The 16,021-nt window shown below is 49.9% G+C and carries 14 protein-coding genes; all 14 read left to right on the plus strand.

Going from position 1 to position 16,021, the window contains the following annotated elements; translation table 11 throughout:
- Positions 1-295, plus strand: a 295-nt coding sequence (locus JRI89_13655; GenBank protein ID MBW2072285.1) for a WecB/TagA/CpsF family glycosyltransferase, incomplete at its 5' end; no start/stop codon positions are given.
- A gap of 53 nt (positions 296-348) precedes the next feature.
- Entirely contained in the window at positions 349-1,548 is a 1,200-nt protein-coding gene (locus JRI89_13660) for a glycosyltransferase family 4 protein (GenBank protein ID MBW2072286.1), read from the plus strand.
- Positions 1,548-2,477, plus strand: coding sequence for a glycosyltransferase family 2 protein (locus tag JRI89_13665; protein MBW2072287.1), 930 nt, complete (start codon positions 1,548-1,550; stop codon positions 2,475-2,477). Before JRI89_13660 ends, JRI89_13665 begins: the two co-directional genes overlap by 1 nt.
- Before the next feature lie 542 nt (positions 2,478-3,019).
- Positions 3,020-3,778, plus strand: a complete 759-nt coding sequence (locus tag JRI89_13670) for a glycosyltransferase (protein ID MBW2072288.1) — start codon at positions 3,020-3,022, stop codon at positions 3,776-3,778.
- A gap of 64 nt (positions 3,779-3,842) precedes the next feature.
- Complete coding sequence (locus tag JRI89_13675) at positions 3,843-5,150, plus strand: O-antigen ligase family protein (protein ID MBW2072289.1); 1,308 nt, start codon at positions 3,843-3,845, stop codon at positions 5,148-5,150.
- Positions 5,151-5,211: 61 nt separating this feature from the next.
- Complete coding sequence (locus JRI89_13680; GenBank protein ID MBW2072290.1) at positions 5,212-6,471, plus strand: nucleotidyltransferase family protein; 1,260 nt, start codon at positions 5,212-5,214, stop codon at positions 6,469-6,471.
- 143 nt (positions 6,472-6,614) lie between these two features.
- On the plus strand, positions 6,615-7,295 hold the full coding sequence (locus JRI89_13685) for a sugar transferase (GenBank protein ID MBW2072291.1): 681 nt from the start codon (positions 6,615-6,617) through the stop codon (positions 7,293-7,295).
- A 346-nt stretch (positions 7,296-7,641) separates the two neighbouring features.
- Entirely contained in the window at positions 7,642-8,793 is a 1,152-nt protein-coding gene (locus JRI89_13690; GenBank protein ID MBW2072292.1) for an NAD(P)/FAD-dependent oxidoreductase, read from the plus strand.
- A gap of 126 nt (positions 8,794-8,919) precedes the next feature.
- A complete protein-coding gene (locus tag JRI89_13695; protein MBW2072293.1) occupies positions 8,920-9,849 on the plus strand; it encodes a hypothetical protein in 930 nt (309 codons plus the stop codon).
- 52 nt (positions 9,850-9,901) lie between these two features.
- On the plus strand, positions 9,902-11,137 hold the full coding sequence (locus JRI89_13700; protein MBW2072294.1) for a radical SAM protein: 1,236 nt from the start codon (positions 9,902-9,904) through the stop codon (positions 11,135-11,137).
- Between the two features lie 472 nt (positions 11,138-11,609).
- Complete coding sequence (locus JRI89_13705; protein MBW2072295.1) at positions 11,610-11,921, plus strand: PqqD family protein; 312 nt, start codon at positions 11,610-11,612, stop codon at positions 11,919-11,921.
- A gap of 264 nt (positions 11,922-12,185) precedes the next feature.
- The gene (locus tag JRI89_13710) at positions 12,186-12,557 is read left to right on the plus strand and encodes a hypothetical protein (protein ID MBW2072296.1); all 372 of its coding nucleotides are present in this window, start codon (positions 12,186-12,188) and stop codon (positions 12,555-12,557) included.
- Positions 12,554-13,696, plus strand: a complete 1,143-nt coding sequence (locus JRI89_13715) for a radical SAM protein (protein MBW2072297.1) — start codon at positions 12,554-12,556, stop codon at positions 13,694-13,696. The genes JRI89_13710 and JRI89_13715 overlap by 4 nt, the downstream gene beginning before the upstream one ends.
- A gap of 243 nt (positions 13,697-13,939) precedes the next feature.
- The gene (locus JRI89_13720; protein MBW2072298.1) at positions 13,940-15,751 is read left to right on the plus strand and encodes an ABC transporter ATP-binding protein; all 1,812 of its coding nucleotides are present in this window, start codon (positions 13,940-13,942) and stop codon (positions 15,749-15,751) included.
- Positions 15,752-16,021: the final 270 nt, after the last annotated feature.

Below are 16,021 nucleotides of genomic sequence, written 5' to 3' on the forward strand. Positions count from 1 at the left end.
CGAGGCCAGGCCGGACGTGCTGTGGGTGGCGCTTGGTACGCCAAAGCAGGATCTCTGGATCTTCGAGCACAAGGAATCGTTAAGAGTCCCGGTAGCCATTGGTGTTGGTGCTGCCTTCAGGTTCCTGAGTGGTCATGTCAAACGAGCTCCCAAATGGGTGGGAGATAGTGGATTGGAATGGATCTGGCGTCTGCTTTGCCAGCCAAGAAAGTTGTGGCGCAGGGAATTGATTGAGGTTCCACAATTTGTAACTCTGGCGCTTTTAGAGTTGATGGGTCTCAAAGAGTTTGAATAGTATGCGTCTCCATACAACTCGCCTATACCCTGAGCTGATAGAAATTCAAGAATATGGTTCGGCGTAAGCTGAAAGTAGCGCTTGGACACCCCGGCTTGGGTTACGGGGGCTCCGAAGCACGAGTCATGTGGGGGATTGAGGCTCTGAAAGATAGTTATGAGGTATCCCTCATCACAACTGGGGAAGTTGATTTAGCTAGACTGAATCAGTATTACGGCACAAATGTTCAGCCCCATGAAATAACAGTTCTTCGCGTACCACTTCCATCGTTTATATTGAAAATGGCGGGGGGAGATGCCCTTCGTGGCGCTCTTTACGGACGATTCTGCCGCAAGGTTGCAAATCAGTTCGATGTTCTGATCAGCACTTACAACTTTTGTGATTTTGGTGTGCCAGCTATCCATTGCCTGGCCGATTTCTCATGGAATGAAGAGATACGCACAAGGTCTGATCCTATTCCCATGGGACTTCGCGGTGTTTTCCACCGACATAGCATCATTCGAAAAGGTTACCTGGCTCTGGTAAAGACCTTGGCATCGCCTTCAGGAAGGAACCTATTAAGCGGGGAGGATCTCCTTCTAGCCAATTCCACGTGGTCAGCCGGTATTATGAAAAAGAAGTATGGAGTTGATATCGAGGTACTTTATCCACCTGTATTTGATGGTTTTCCTGAAGTCCCACCAGATCGGAAGACGTGGGGTTTTGTCTGCATTGGCCGCATCTCTTCTGAAAAACGTATAGAGCAGATTCTAGAAATTCTGGAACGAGTCCGCAGGCGAGGGCAAAACATACATCTTCACGTAATTGGCAAGATTGACGGAACGCCATATGCCAGGAAGATTCTAAGACTAAGTCAAGAGTACGGCGATTGGGTCTTTTTTGAAGGTACCAAGTTTGGCGAGAACAAGGCAAAAATCCTCGCATGGCATCGTTTTGGTATCCACGCCCGCAAGAACGAACCTTTTGGCATATCTGTTGCTGAAATGCTCAAAGCTGGCTGTATTACGTTTGTGCCGAAAGAAGGAGGGCAAGCGGAGATTACGAACCATCCGCTTTTGCTCTATGACTCGGTTGAGGATGCGGTTAAGAAGATTGAAGCTGTCCTCCGGCAGCCAGACTTACAAACTGAATTACGAGATCACTTAGTAAGGCAAAGTGAGCGATTTTCTACAAACAGATTTATAGATGAATTTAGAAAAGCTGTAGAGCAATTTATTTGTATGAAAAACGGGGTGAAAAAAGGGGCAGCATAATGGAGAGTCGCTCGCATAAGATTGCTTTCGTTGTAGCGACAAGAGACCGACCGCTAGATCTCAGGAATATGCTGCAAAGCCTGTCAGACCAGTCGCACCGTCCGGATCAAGTGGTTATAGTTGACTCCAGTGTAGAATCAGTGGAGGCGACTGTTGCTGACTTTTCATGCCTCAATATTGAATATATTCACCACCATCGACCATCTGCTTCAGCACAGAGAAACATCGGATTAAGATACGTCGATCCTGACACAGATCTGATCGGTTTTCTAGATGACGACATAGTGCTGGAAGATGGGGCAATGGAAAAGATGTTGCAATTCTGGCAAAGAGCCCCAGAGGATCTGGGCGGTTGTGCTTTCAATCTTAGAAACCCTCCTCTGAGAAAAGAGCTCCCACTGAAAAACTCACGCTTGGCAGAATGGCTGGGGGTTTACAGCAAGAACAAAGGAGTGGTTACACCCAGCGGCTGGCACACCCTATCTGGTACGGTTTCTGAGACGATGTTTGTAGAATGGCTTCCGAGCACCGCGTCGGTATGGCGAAAAAGTGTCTTTGGAAAGTTCCAGTTTGATGAATATTTTGATGGATACAGTTACCTCGAAGATCTTGATTTTAGCTATGGAGTGAGCAAGAAGTATAAACTAGCCGTGGTTGCGGAAGCAGGCTTCTATCATTACCCCTCCGAAGCAGGCTTCTATCATTACCCCTCCCCGTCAGGGAGGATCAGTCAGTATGATTTTGGTAAGATTGAAGTTGCTAATAGACTATATCTTGTAAGAAAACATGGGCTGTCCGTACCCCGCTGTTATCTGGGATTATTACTTCGTTTGCTTGTGACCCTGGGAGCCAGCGCTACCCGGTTCGATACTGGTAATCTTCAGCGGGCAGTGGGGAACTGTGTGGGCCTGGCGCTGAGCCGCCTATGAAACAATCCCTGAGGAAGAACTGCTTCTCCAGGATGCCTCGACGTCTCAAGGTCCTTGTATCAGCTTACGCGTGCAATCCATATCGAGGTTCTGAAGAAGGGGTTGGGTGGGGTTGGGTAACAGCCATTGCAAGACATCATGATCTCTGGGTAATCACTGCAGACTTTCACCGAGATGATATTGAATGCGAGATCAACAGGAATGAGCGTTCTTATCAAAATATAAACTTTTATTATGTCCCTCCCAGGCCGTGGCATTACTCTCCAACAAAAGGGTGGCAATTTGTTGAGAGCTCAATACTGAAACCTGTCATGAATTGGGCATATGCTCAATGGCAAAGGGATGCTTTCCGGCTTGGTTCTGAGCTTCATAAACAAATCAGATTTGATCTTGTGCACCTCATAACCTATGTTGGCTTTCGGTTTCCCGGTCATCTATGGAAGCTTGACACACCTTTTGTCTGGGGTCCTGTCGGTGGACTTGAGAACACGCCCTGGCATCTTCTACCTTCGCTGGGATTTACAGGATGTATTTACTACTCCTTGAGGAACATTCGCAATTCTCTGCACAAGAAGCTGTTGCCTCAGCCCAAGAGAGCCTTTGAAAAGGCCAATGGTGCGATCATTGCGGCCACAAGTGGAATTCGAGAGGAAATACACAGGTGCTATGGTGTTGACAGCCAGGTTGTTCCTGAAGTAGGTCCGCCTGATTTCACAACAAGAGACTATTCTCTGAGGAAGCCTGGTGAATCATTGAAGTTGGCGTGGAGCGGTTTGCATCTACCCGGCAAAGCCTTGCCTTTCCTGTTGCAGGCGTTGAGCAGCCTTCGTCACACCGTCAGCTTTCATCTAGATATCCTTGGCGCTGGTCCCTGCACCAGGAAGTGGCAAAAGTTGGCAGTCAGACTTGGTATTGCTAGAAAATGTGCCTGGCATGGCTGGCTGCCAAGAAAAGAGGCCCTCGAACTGGTTGGCAGGGCACATGTCTTTATCATTACCAGCGTCAAAGATCTTACTTCCACAGTCTTATTGGAAGCGCTGGCATTGGGACTGCCTGTGATATGCCCGGATCATTGCGGTTTCGCAGATGTGGTCACAGCAGAATGCGGGATCAAGGTTAGATTTGACTTTCCACGGCAGATAGCGATGGATCTGGCTGAGGCAATAAAAAGGCTCGATGATGACGAGCAAGAACGCCGCCGGCTGGCAAGGGGAGCATTGCAACGAAGCAAAGATTTTTCATGGGAAAGAAAAGCTGAGGTGATTTGCACCGTTTATGAAAAGGCGGTTGCAAACAGCTGACTAGAGCTTTATGGTTCTTCTTAGATCAATCAAGAAATCAAAGGCTTTGAGATTACTGGGCACCATGCCAATAGGCTTGGTCCTCTGGCTGATGCTCTGGGTGAACATAGATTCCGGTCCATGGTATCTGCGGAATCCCAGCGGACTTCTGGGCTACCTCCATGCTGCCCGTACTCTGCTCCCCTTTGCTGCCATCATTCTGGCCTGGGTCATAATAGCCAGGCGCCAGATTCCAACTGTTTTTTCCTGGGCGAGCCCTGTTCGGTTGATGACACTGTTTGGGGTTGTTGCCCTGTTTTCTTCCTTATTTTCACCAAGACCCCTGGAGGCTTCTTACTGGGGTAGCCTCTATCTTTCAGTTTTCATAGTGCTCGAGGCTGTTCTTGTTGGACCGGATTCATTGAAAAATGCCAGCCAATTGCTTGTTGTCAACTGGATTATAGTGAGTCTGTATGCAGTGGCTCTCATCATAATAGGACGACACGAGTTGTTCGGAGAAGGTGGTCGACTTATAGGCTATGGAATTATCCACCGCATTCCCGTTGTGGTGGGGGCTACCATGTCTAGATCCTCTGGTATTTCTCGTTTTGCAGCTATTCCAGCAACTATCGCCTTTTGCGCGATTGTGAGGGGCAAGAAAACGGTGAGATTTCTCTGGCTCATTCCCTTTTTTGCCTTTACTGCTGTGATTATCACCATGCAGTCACGGGGGTCTATTCTTGGGTTTGCGGCAGCCATCTGTTTTGTACTGCTAACACACAGGTCAAGGTTGAAGATGCTCTTGCTGGTAGTTGCTATTCTGGTAGCTTCTGTTTGTATAGATAACGCCATCCCTGATCGGACCGTGGAATACATTTACCGCGGACAGGACAGGGTGGAGTTTCTTACCCTCAGCGGGAGAACGCGTACGTGGGCACGAGGGTGGGAGCTTTTCAAAGAGTCACCACTTTTGGGGTCAGGACCACTGGCGGATCGCTATTCACTGCACGGCGAGCACATGCATAATGCCTACCTCTATGCATTGGTGCAGTCTGGAATTCTGGGGACAATACCTTTTGTTGCGGCATGGCTGGTGACCTGGTTGCAGTTGATCAACCTGTTGCGTCGAAGGTACTCGATGGAACCTTTTCACAAGGAGCTGCTCATACAGGCAGGAGCAGTGTTGGTGTTTTTCACTGTCAGAAGCGTGCCCGAGAGCAGCGCTGCTTTTTATGGAGTGGATCTTCTGATTATGCTTCCTGTTCTGGCATATTTCCATATTCTTCATGAGTACTACAAAATACCTCTGCTAGCAAAAACTCGGTCAACAGTAACAACACGTAGAATACGCTTGACGCCGCGACCTTACAGGTTAAGGCCTTTTCGCCGTTAGCTTTGTCAATAAGGTCATGACGGGCGGTTCTGCACTCAAGTGAGTCCTACAGGCTGGAATATTGAACAACAACTCCACCCGACTATCATTTACTGGCAAGGCGGCGGAGATAAAGCTGCTCCTTTACTGCGCTCGTCCAGAGCTGGACGGAGAAGGTATTGAACAGATACGCCCTCTGGCAATGAATTCCGTTGATTGGGATTACCTCCTGCAAACCGCCTTGCAGCACAGAGTGATGCCTCTCGTGTACGTAAATTTGAAGAAGATCTGTCCGCTGGCTCTGCCAGACGCTGCAATGGCCAGGTTCAGAAAGGCATTCCTGACGAATGCTGCACATAATTTGCTCTTTACTGAGGAGCTTTTCAAACTGCTTGATGTGTTGCATGGCCATGACATTCTTGCAGTGCCAATTAAAGGACCAGCCCTCGCGGAAGCGATCTATGGAAGTATTGCCCTGCGGCAGTTTGTTGATCTGGATATTCTTGTGCACAGGCAGCAGGCGTTGGCTGTCATGGCACTGCTCAGTTCCACCGGTTATTTGTCAGAAGTTCCGTTAGATGAGGTACAGTTAGAAAGATATATACGAAGAGAGTATAGCCTGGCGATGACCAAGAATAAGAATACCCGCAGTCCAATAGTTGAAATTCATTGGGAAATGACAGGCAGATACTCCTCGTTCCCTTTCGATCTCCATTTTCTTAAGAATCGACTGGTGAATGCCGAACTAGAAGGCAGAAAGATTCTCCAACCTGCTGCCGAGGAACTCCTGGTTTACTTGTGTATGCACGCGGCCAAAAATTGTTGGGATAGTCTTGATTCTATTTGCTGCATTAGCGGGTTGATTCACAGGAGACCTTCACTCGATTGGCAAAGAATTACGCTTCTAGCCGAGAAAATGAGATGTGAACGTATACTGTTGCTGAATCTTTTTCTGGCTAGCACTCTTCTCAATGCGTCTCTACCGGAACATATCCAGGAGAAAGCGATAAAAGATTTATCGATAAAAAAAATCGCCCTCGATGTAGTCAGAAATCTCTTCTGTGAGAATGATGTACCTTCAAGATCTGCTGTAAACTCAGATTTCTCGACCATACATTTCAAGGTTCGTGACAAATTCACTGAGAAAATTCGATATGTCTTGTTTCTCCTGTTTTGTTCCACCAGAGAAGATTGGCGAGCTTTTCCCTTGCAAGCTCGTTTTTCCTCACTGCATTTTCTGTTGCGACCAATAAGATTGTTCTTAATTCTTCTTACCAACATGTTTGGACGATATTTTTCCAACGAACGTGAAGCGTTTGCAGGAGATAAGTACGTAGACTGATCTAGTAAGCGGATCAAGTCTTGCTTTTCTGTCTCTATTCTAACTGGAAAATACTGGAAGACTTTGTCGACAGAGCAGCGAGCAGCAGATTACACCAGGCGAAATCGCATCTGGGATCAGCGACTTTCTAGCAACTAACTCCTATGGCACTATTATCCTTTGCAGAATCCCATGATAACCACAGTACAGTCGATGTATACACCGCTGTCAGGGAACACGTACTCAAGCGTTTTGTCGACATTGCACTTTCAATCTTTATGATGATGCTTGCTGTTCCTGTGTTTCTTCCTGTTGCACTGGCAATCAAACTGGAGGACGGCGGTCCGGTGTTTTATCGGCAGGAGCGCTGGGGACTGAAAGGGAGAAAGTTCAGGGCATATAAGTTTCGTACCATGGTACCTGATTCGGACGAGAAGTATGGGGTGATTCAGGCCAGAGAAGATGATGACCGCATCACAAAGACCGGTCGGATATTGCGGGCCATGGGATTGGATGAGTTGCCGCAGATCTTCAACATACTGCTGGGGCAGATGAGTTTTGTGGGCCCCCGGTCGCTGGCCGTGGGCGAGATAGTAAGAGATGAAAACGGCCAGGTGGTGGAGTATGAAACTATTCCCGGCTTCAGGGAGCGGCTGCTGGTGAGGCCGGGTTTGACGGGTCTCGCCACTATCTATATCCGTAAAGATGCGGCGCCCAGGAGAAAATTCAGATACGATCTTTTCTACGTCCGCAACCAGTCCTTGCTGCTCGACCTGAAGCTTATTGCGCTGTCCTTCTGGATCAGCTTCAGGGGCAAGTGGGAGACGCGGGGAGAAAAGGTTTAACCGAATACGGGTTGCGAGTAACCACAAGGCTAGGAGGCTTCCGCCTTCGCTCATGGCTATGGCGGATGAGGGGAAGCTTGGAGGCCAGAAAGCCAGGAAGCTAGGAGGCTGAGAGGGGACGGCGCCTTGCGCTGTCTGCGCCACAAACTTTTCTCTGTTAACCTGTAGCTCTTGACCTCTGACCCTCGACTCTGGACCATAGAATGGGGTTATCAGGAAGGACTCGGTAGGAGCGGCTCTCTAGCCGCGACAGCCCAATTCCAGAAAACCTATCAGGGGCCTGAGTCAAATTGTTCTTGGTGCTAACTGCTAACTGCCTAGTGCCTATTGAAACCGGGAGTCGAATGTGAGCAAGAAAGTAGCGATTATCGGAGCCTCGTCTGCGGGACTGTTCACGGCGCATTTGCTTGCCCGCCATGGTCTACAGGTTGAGGTGTATGAGGCAGCGGAGCCTATCAAGCCGCCCAAACGCACCCTTATTGTGACCGACCATTTTCTCCGTCTCACAGGACCTCTGGGGGCGGACACGGTCGTCAACAAGATCAATCGGTTCGAATTATTTGCTGACGGCAAGGTTGCATCAGTGCGGCTGGCGCGGCCTGATCTGGTCATTGAACGCTCCGCATTGGTAGAGAAACTGGTGGAGCAGGCAAGGGAGAGCGGCGCCCACATATTCGCTGGCCATCGATTCAACAGCATGGAACTTAACGGTGGTACGCTCAGATTCACTGTGGTGCGTAATAATGGGAACACCCAGTTGGTCAATGGATCAGCAGATGTGCTTGTGGGGGCGGACGGAGCCTTCAGCAGGGTTGCTCGAACTGCTGGTTGGCCGCAGCGAAAAACTCTGCCGTTGATACAAGCTCTGGTGAAACTCCCGAAGGACATGTCTGTGCATACCACCAGAGTCTGGTTCCTTCCCGAAGAAACACCATATTTCTTCTGGCTCATACCTCATTCTTCAATGGAAGGGGCTCTTGGGCTGATTGCAGAGGATGAAAGGCTGGGTCGGTTGGCCCTTGAACGTTTCTTGCGAAAAAAGGGCCTGCAACCTCTCGAATTCCAGAGTGCCCGCACTCCCTTCTATAGCCAGTGGGTTCCGTACAAGCGCAAGATCGGAAGAAATGATGTTTATCTGGTGGGAGATGCGGGGGGGCACGTGAAGGTCAGTACTGTGGGGGGCGTGGTCACCGGTTTGCGGGGAGCGCTGGGGGTTGCCGAGGCAATCCTGAATGGTGGGCACAGTTCGGAGCTGCGGGCGCTTCGACAGGAACTCGGCATCCATCGGCTTATTCGTTCAGGTCTCAATGGTTTTTCCCAAGACCACTACGCCAGACTTCTGGATTTGGTGAACTCGTCCGTGAACCATCTACTGAGCTGGCGAAGTCGCGATGAGGCCAGGAAACTCGTTACCCAGCTTTTCCTGAAAGAACCTCGGCTTCTGTTTCTTGGACTGCGGGGACTTGTGCAACGTGCCATATTCGCTTCGGGGCGCTGAGGAGCTCAGTTGGGTTCTCTGGACTTACTTTGCCAGGCGTGAGTCGTTCAATCAAAGCGAAAGTGAAATGACACTCCAGAGCCCCATTGTGAAGCCTACTCTCCCAGGCTCCGCTGTCTTTGAAAAATGACCAGAGAAAACAGAAAAGTTGGCGAAGATTGGCAGAACACCCATCGCCGTTATTTCCAGTGCGGTGGTATTATCATTCAGGTGGAGTCTGGCCTGCCCATAACTGATACCACGTTTCAACCAAAATTCAGGCTTTTCCAGGTAGAAGGCCCTGGAGAGGACACTATCTCTATAAGGCACCACTTTTCCTTGCCTGACTTTAAAGGTCATAATCTGGGGACGGAGGTTTATCGCAGGTCGCCCTGGGCCGTTTATAAGAAGGGAGATTCGTGGGTATATGTTGGCATCTCTCCTGCGAAAGAAGACGACCACCTCCACAGGGTTGCGGTTTTCAACCACGATCACACAAGGGCCCTGATATACAATGAGCACGAAGAAGTATTCCGCAACGGTGGTCTGCACTCGCTGACGCTGTTTCCCACTGACCAGATCCTTCTGGCCAGGGTTTTGGCCGACAGGCAGGGCTGCCTGCTGCACGCCTGCGGCGTCATTATTGATGCGAAGGGAGTCCTTTTTGTGGGGCACTCTGATGCGGGCAAGTCCACCATGGCGACCTTGCTGAAGGGCAGGGCTGAGCTTCTTTGTGATGACCGTATGATCGTGCGCAGATGGAAGGACGGATTCAGAATCCACGGTACCTGGAGTCACGGTGATGTTACAGAGGTGTCGGCTAATTCTGCGCCTCTGGACGCCATTTTTTTCCTGGAACAGGCCCGAGAAAATAGCGTGATTCCAGTTGATGACAGAAAGGAAGTAGTCAAGAGGCTCCTGGCCTGTGTTATAAGACCGCTAGTGACAGCTGCGTGGTGGGAAAAGATGCTCGACTTGGTGGGAATGATGGCAAGAGAGGTACCGTGTTATGTGTTGAGGTTCGAAAAAAGTGGAAAGGTGGTCGAAATTTTAGGAGATAGGCTGGCAAGCCGTTGAGCACATAGTCTTGCCAACTTGATCGCTTGGCGACTCCACAGCTGGGCAACAAATGGTACACACTGAAACCAGATATGCAATAAAGATAAAGCCAGACAAGTTCTCCCTCTGGAAAAACAAGCGTCCTCTCCTGACCCACCTGGACATGGAGCTCACTGAGCGATGCAACAACAACTGCATCCACTGTTATATAAATCTGCCAGCCGACAATGAAAAGGCCAGGATGAGGGAACTTACAACAGAGGAGATAAAAGAGATCCTCGAGGAGGCTGCCTGCCTGGGTTGCCTTACTGTAAGATTCACTGGAGGCGAGCCTTTGTTGAGAGAGGATTTTGAGGAATTGTATATTTTTGCCAGAAGGCTGGGACTCAAAGTCATGCTTTTTACCAATGCAACCCTGATTACCCCGGCTCTAGCAGAGCTCTTTAGTCGTATTCCTCCTTTGAAAGCAATTGAGATCTCAGTATATGGAATGAGGAAGAATTCTTACGAGGGTGTTACCAGGACTCCGGGGTCTTTTGAAGCTGCATGGCGTGGAATAAATCTCCTCTTGCAGAACAATATCCCTTTTGTTGTAAAAAGTGCTTTGCTTCCGCCCAATAAAAAAGAAGTTGACGAGTTCGAGGCCTGGGCGGCTACTATTCCCTGGATGGATAAGCCTCCCTCTTACTCAATGTTCTTTGACCTTCGCTGCCGGAGAGATTCGGCATATAAGAATGGCAGCATAAAAGCGCTGAGACTTTCTCCTGAGGAAGGGGTGAGGGTGCTGAGCAGAAGACAGGAAAAATACTTCAGGGAAATGGAAGAGTTTTGTTCCAAGTTCGTCGGACCACACGGAGATACACTTTTTTCCTGTAGTGCGGGGACTGGCGGCGGTTGTGTGGATGCTTACGGTAGTTTCCAACCTTGTATGATGCTGAGACACCCGGCGACTATCTACGATCTGAAAAATGGTTTTCTAGAAGACGCCTTGAGAAATTTCTTCCCAGGGATCAGGGCACGTAAACCTGAAAACGCCGATTATCTAGCCCGTTGCGCCCGCTGTTTTCTCGAGAGTCTATGTGAGCAGTGTCCGGCCAAATCATGGATGGAGCACGGTGACCTGGACACCCCAGTAGAGTATCTTTGTGAGATTGCCCATGCTCAGGCTCGTCATCTCGGGATGCTTGCAGATGGTGAGAGGGCGTGGCAAGTGCAGGATTGGCAAAAGAGAATAAAGAAGCTTTTGCGAAGGCGGCCTGCTGAAGGGCTGGCAGGCTGGCAAAATGAGATTATATTTGATATTTAAACTAATATGTAGTAATTTTAAAATGTTATCTGGCTCTAATTAGGAGAGGAGACAAATGAAAAAACGTTGGGAAAAACCTGAACTCATAGTGTTGGTCAGAGGTAGACCAGAGGAAATGGTGCTAATGGCATGTAAGATTTGGGGTTCAGAGGGTGCCAATGGTTATGTATTGGACTGTCTGTGGGATAGGGAAAAACAAGAGTTTTGCAAAGGCGCAACGAGAAGCTGATTTTCTAATATCTCAGTATCTTAGCAAATATTTGGTTTTATCTTAAATCATCTCTTTGCTCCATAGCTGCTTTGCTGTTCAAGACCAAAAATAATTGTTCGGCGAATAAGCAGAAGTTTTGTTCTTATCCTTCCCGGAAAAGCAAGTGCCCTGTTTCCAATTGCCCAGCAATCCTGTCCAATAATCTTACACAAGCCAGTCGGTCAACAGACTATTTGCATCTGCATAAAAGGAGGCTTTGCGGTGTCAAAATTGGTCGATCTTGATACATGTTATCTTCCTTCAGAAGACATAGTATCTCGAGAAATAGAAGGGGAGCTGATCATCGTTCCTATCGTTTCAGGAATAGGCGACATGGAGGATGATCTGTACACGCTGAACGAAACGGGCAGGGAAATATGGCGAAAACTTGACGGGCAGAAAAACCTGAGGAGGGTAGTGCAAGAATTGACGGCAGAGTTTGAGGCTCCGCAGGAAGAGATCGAGAGGGATGTTATTGGGCTGGTGGGAGAATTGCTGAGAAGGAAGATGATCATCGAGGTCGACAAGGAGTGAGGTGCGGGTTGGGAGTTGGCCACTGGGTGTTGTCGGTCACCAGTCATCGGGGGGAATGGCGAGTGGACCCTTTCATCCCGCGTCTGCTGATGCTGTCAGATGGAGTTTCCTGGCATGGATATGTCGCCAAGTTCTGAGATAAAATCTTTTTTGTTCAGCAAGCGGGTCGGGGAGCTGTCGCTATCAGGGCTTGCTCTGGTGGAAATCCTCAGGACTGTACTATCAAGGGGGGCATCATTCAGATTTCAGGCAAGAGGCTTCAGTATGTCTCCCTTCATAAGAGATGGTGATGTCATTACTGTCTCACCATTGCCTCGAGGATCGTTACGTTGTGGAGATGTACTGGCCTTTGTTCATCCAGCAACGAAGAAATTGGTGATCCACAGACTGGTTGGTCAGAGGAGAGGCATTTTGCACACAAAGGGAGACAACAGTGGCGACGCTGAAGAGTTGATTGCAGAGACAAACATCCTCGGATGTGTAACCAGAGTGGAGCGGCATGGGAAAAAGGTGTTATTTGGACTGGGGCTCGAGCGTCGTCTCATAGCTTTTTTTAACAAGAGGAACCTGCTCCTTCCTCTGTTGACGCCTCTGCGTGGTTTTATTGGCCCCCTTAAAAAGACTTTACTCTCTTGACAACGTCCTATCATTCTTCCATACCACTGTCTGACTTTTCTCTCTGGCAAAAAGTCAAAGGCAAACGAGCACTTACTTCATTCGATCTGGAGCTCACGGCTCGATGCAACAACAACTGCAGACACTGTTACATCAATGTCCCCACTGACGATAGCATTGCAAAGGCACAAGAACTCACTATCGCGGAGATCGAGGAAATAGCCGGCGAAGCTGTGTCGCTGGGTGCTCTGTGGTGCCTGATCACTGGTGGCGAACCATTGTTGAGGGAAGACTTTTTTGACATTTATCTCAATCTCAAAGAAAAGGGGCTCCTAGTTTCAGTCTTTACAAATGCAACTCTGATCACAGATGAACATATTAGAATTTTCAAGAAATATCCTCCTCGGGATATAGAAGTGACGGTCTATGGGGTGACCCGGGCCACCTATGAGCGAGTTACCAGGAACCCGGGTTCCTTTGCTGCTTTTACAAGAGGCCTGCACTCTCTCCTCGATAGTGGTATCAAGGTGCAGCTGAAGGCAATGGCGCTTCGCTCCAACGTGGCGGAGTTGCCGCAGATCGCCCGCTTTTGCCGGGAGAGAACCAGAGAATATTACCGCTTTGATCCATTCCTGCACCTGAGGTTTGATGGCAACGTGTCGAGAAACAAAGAAATATTGTCACAAAGGCTTTTTCCATCTGAGATAGTTACCCTGGAGCAGGCGGATCCCGAGCGGCTCGAATCTCTGCACAAGAGATGCGACAAGCTGATCCTGCCAGAGAGTTGCTGTGGCGACTGCAACCACCTCTTTCATTGCGGTGTGGGAAGCGGCAGTTTTGCTATAGGCAGCGACGGATTCTTTCGCCTCTGTTCATCCCTGTACCATCCTGAATGCATCTATGATTTGAGAAAAGGAAATCTCACTGATGCGTGGCACAACTTTGTCCCCCAGGTGCGCAGTATGCAGTCCGAGAGAGAAGAATTTAGAGAGAAATGCGGGAGCTGCTCTTTGATTAACCTCTGCCTGTGGTGTCCTGCACATGCGTATCTCGAGACCGGCGAACTGGATGCAGTGGTGGATTATTATTGCAGGGTGGCTCATGCCAGGGCAGAGATGCTGGGAAAATTGGAAGCTGGTAAGCTTGCTGGTCGCGGTTAGAGAACCGCTCCTACCGAGTTCTCCCTGATGATCGGTCCCTGATAACCGATAACCCAATTCTATAGTCCAGAGTGCCGGGCAAAAGCTCCAGGTAAAAAGTTAAAAGTAAAAAGTGAGAGGGCTGCGGCGGAGATGGCGCAGGGCTTCGTCGCTTTCCGGCTTCCCGGCCTCCCAGCTTCCCCTTGTCCGCCGTAGCCATGAGCGAAGGTGGGAGCCTCCTGGCCCTGGGATTACTCGCAACTCATGACAACCACACTCATCCAGAAAGCTAGAGAAACGCTGAGGCTAGACAGGGCTGTGCGTTTCGTCTGGCAGGCAGGGCCAGGCTGGACCATCGGCAGCCTGGTTCTTGTCGTCATCCAGGGGACGCTGCCGCTTGCAGCTCTCTACCTCATGAAGCTCATCGTGGATGCGGTCACGTATGCGGTGGGATCTGCGGACAAGGCGGCAGCTTTGTCACAGGTGCTGCTGCTCATTGCGCTGGCAGCAGGCGTAGCTCTTCTGCAGGTTTTCTGCCGGGCGTTGGCAGGCCTGGTTCAGGAGGCGCAGACCCTGGCGGTCACGGATCACATGTATGGTGTGCTCCACGCCAAGTCTATTGAAGTGGATCTCGAGTATTACGAGACACCACAGTACCTGGACAGCCTGCATCGCGCTCAGAGGGAGGGACCCCACAGGCCCACGCAGATCGTTCAGGGCCTGGTCAGGCTGGGCCAGAGCAGCATATCGCTCGTTGCCATGGCCGGGCTTCTTTTTTCCTTCCATTGGGCCGTGGGGGTGGTGCTATTCGCTGCGGCCATTCCTGGTGTGCTGGTGCGGCTCAAGTACGCCGGGAAGATGTTTCACTGGCAGCGGCAGCGGACGTCGGCGGAGCGGCGGGCAAGCTACCTCAACTGGATTCTTACCGGGGACATACACGCAAAAGAAGTCAGGCTGTTTCAACTTGGCAATCTCTTTAAAGAAAGGTTTCGTGAACTCCGGGAAGAACTCCGCCGCGAGAGGCTCGAAATCAGCCGCAAACGTTCCCTGGCAGACCTGGTGGCTCAGGGCAGCGCCACAGTGGCTGTGTTCAGCACCTTTGCCTTTATTGCCTATCGGACCTTGTTGGGCATGATCACTCTCGGTGACATGGTCATGTATTTTCAGGCTTTTCAACGAGGTCTCAGCTACCTCCGTGAAGTGCTAGGAGGACTTGCCAATCTCTATGAAAACAACCTTTTTCTGTTAAATCTTTACGAATTTCTTGACCTGGAGCCCAGGGTAAAGGAACCTGTCAGTCCCATTCCTGTACCACACCGCCTGCAAAAGGGAGTCTGTTTCGAGCAGGTATGCTTTCAATATCCCGGGAGCAGTCACACGGTTCTCGAGGACATTTCTTTGACAATTGAGCCGGGTGAAGTAGTGGCCCTGGTGGGGGAAAACGGCTCGGGCAAAACAACGCTCATCAAACTCTTGTGCAGACTTTATGATCCACTGGAAGGAACCATCAAACTCGACGGCGTTGATCTACGGGAGTTCAGGACTACCGAACTGCGCCGGCAAATAAGCGTCATTTTTCAGGACTACGTCAAGTACCATCTCACTGCAAAAGAAAATATCTGGCTCGGCAATATCGATCTCCGCCCTGAAGGCGAGGAAATTGTGGCGGCGAGCCGCCGGGCTGGCGTAGATGAAGTGATCAGCAGGCTGCCTCTGGGCTATGATACAATACTGGGCAAATGGTTCGAAGACGGGGAAGAGCTCAGCATTGGCCAGTGGCAGAAGGTGGCCCTGGCCAGGGCATTTCTGCGGGACGCCCAGATCATGGTTCTGGATGAGCCCACGAGCTGCCTCGATGTGAAAAGCGAATATGAGGTTTTCAGGAGATTCAGACAGCTGCTCAACGGTCGTTCCGCCATATTGATCAGCCACCGCTTTTCCACAGTGCGGATGGCGGATCGGATTTTTGTCCTGGAAAATGGCAGGATTCTAGAAAGCGGCAGTCACCAGGAGCTTCTCCGGCTTGGGGGCAAGTACGCCCGTTTATTCAATACCCAGGCGGAGTATTATAGGTGAGGTTTGGGATTGGTGGAAGGCTGGGAGGCTGGAAGGCTTCCATCTTCGCTAACGGTGAGAGCTGGGGCAACGGCTATGAAGAAAAGCCGAAAGCCGTAGCAGACACACAAAACAGACTTTGTAGCCAGTTATGATGCGCAGACAAGGAGAACAGGGAGAATTCTGAGATAATCTGATCTGGGCCCGTGCCAAGAGCAAGAAAGGGAGCCTGCAGGGCTCCCTTTCTATTTTTGGGCAAGGTGAAATTGATAGTTGATGATTGTATTCGTA

The sequence above is a fragment of the Deltaproteobacteria bacterium genome, from assembly GCA_019309045.1.
Classification (GTDB): Bacteria; Desulfobacterota; Syntrophobacteria; order BM002; family BM002; genus JAFDGZ01.

Bases quoted from the DNA above. Each gene is read 5' to 3' on its own strand.
- JRI89_13660 (MBW2072286.1), top strand. From the start codon at position 349: ATGGTTCGGCGTAAGCTGAAAGTAGCGCTTGGACACCCCGGCTTGGGT.
- JRI89_13675 (MBW2072289.1), top strand. From the start codon at position 3,843: ATGCCAATAGGCTTGGTCCTCTGGCTGATGCTCTGGGTGAACATAGAT.
- JRI89_13695 (MBW2072293.1), top strand. From the start codon at position 8,920: ATGACCAGAGAAAACAGAAAAGTTGGCGAAGATTGGCAGAACACCCAT.
- JRI89_13685 (MBW2072291.1), top strand. From the start codon at position 6,615: ATGGCACTATTATCCTTTGCAGAATCCCATGATAACCACAGTACAGTC.
- JRI89_13720 (MBW2072298.1), top strand. From the start codon at position 13,940: ATGACAACCACACTCATCCAGAAAGCTAGAGAAACGCTGAGGCTAGAC.
- JRI89_13665 (MBW2072287.1), top strand. From the start codon at position 1,548: ATGGAGAGTCGCTCGCATAAGATTGCTTTCGTTGTAGCGACAAGAGAC.
- JRI89_13700 (MBW2072294.1), top strand. From the start codon at position 9,902: ATGGTACACACTGAAACCAGATATGCAATAAAGATAAAGCCAGACAAG.
- JRI89_13710 (MBW2072296.1), top strand. From the start codon at position 12,186: ATGTCTCCCTTCATAAGAGATGGTGATGTCATTACTGTCTCACCATTG.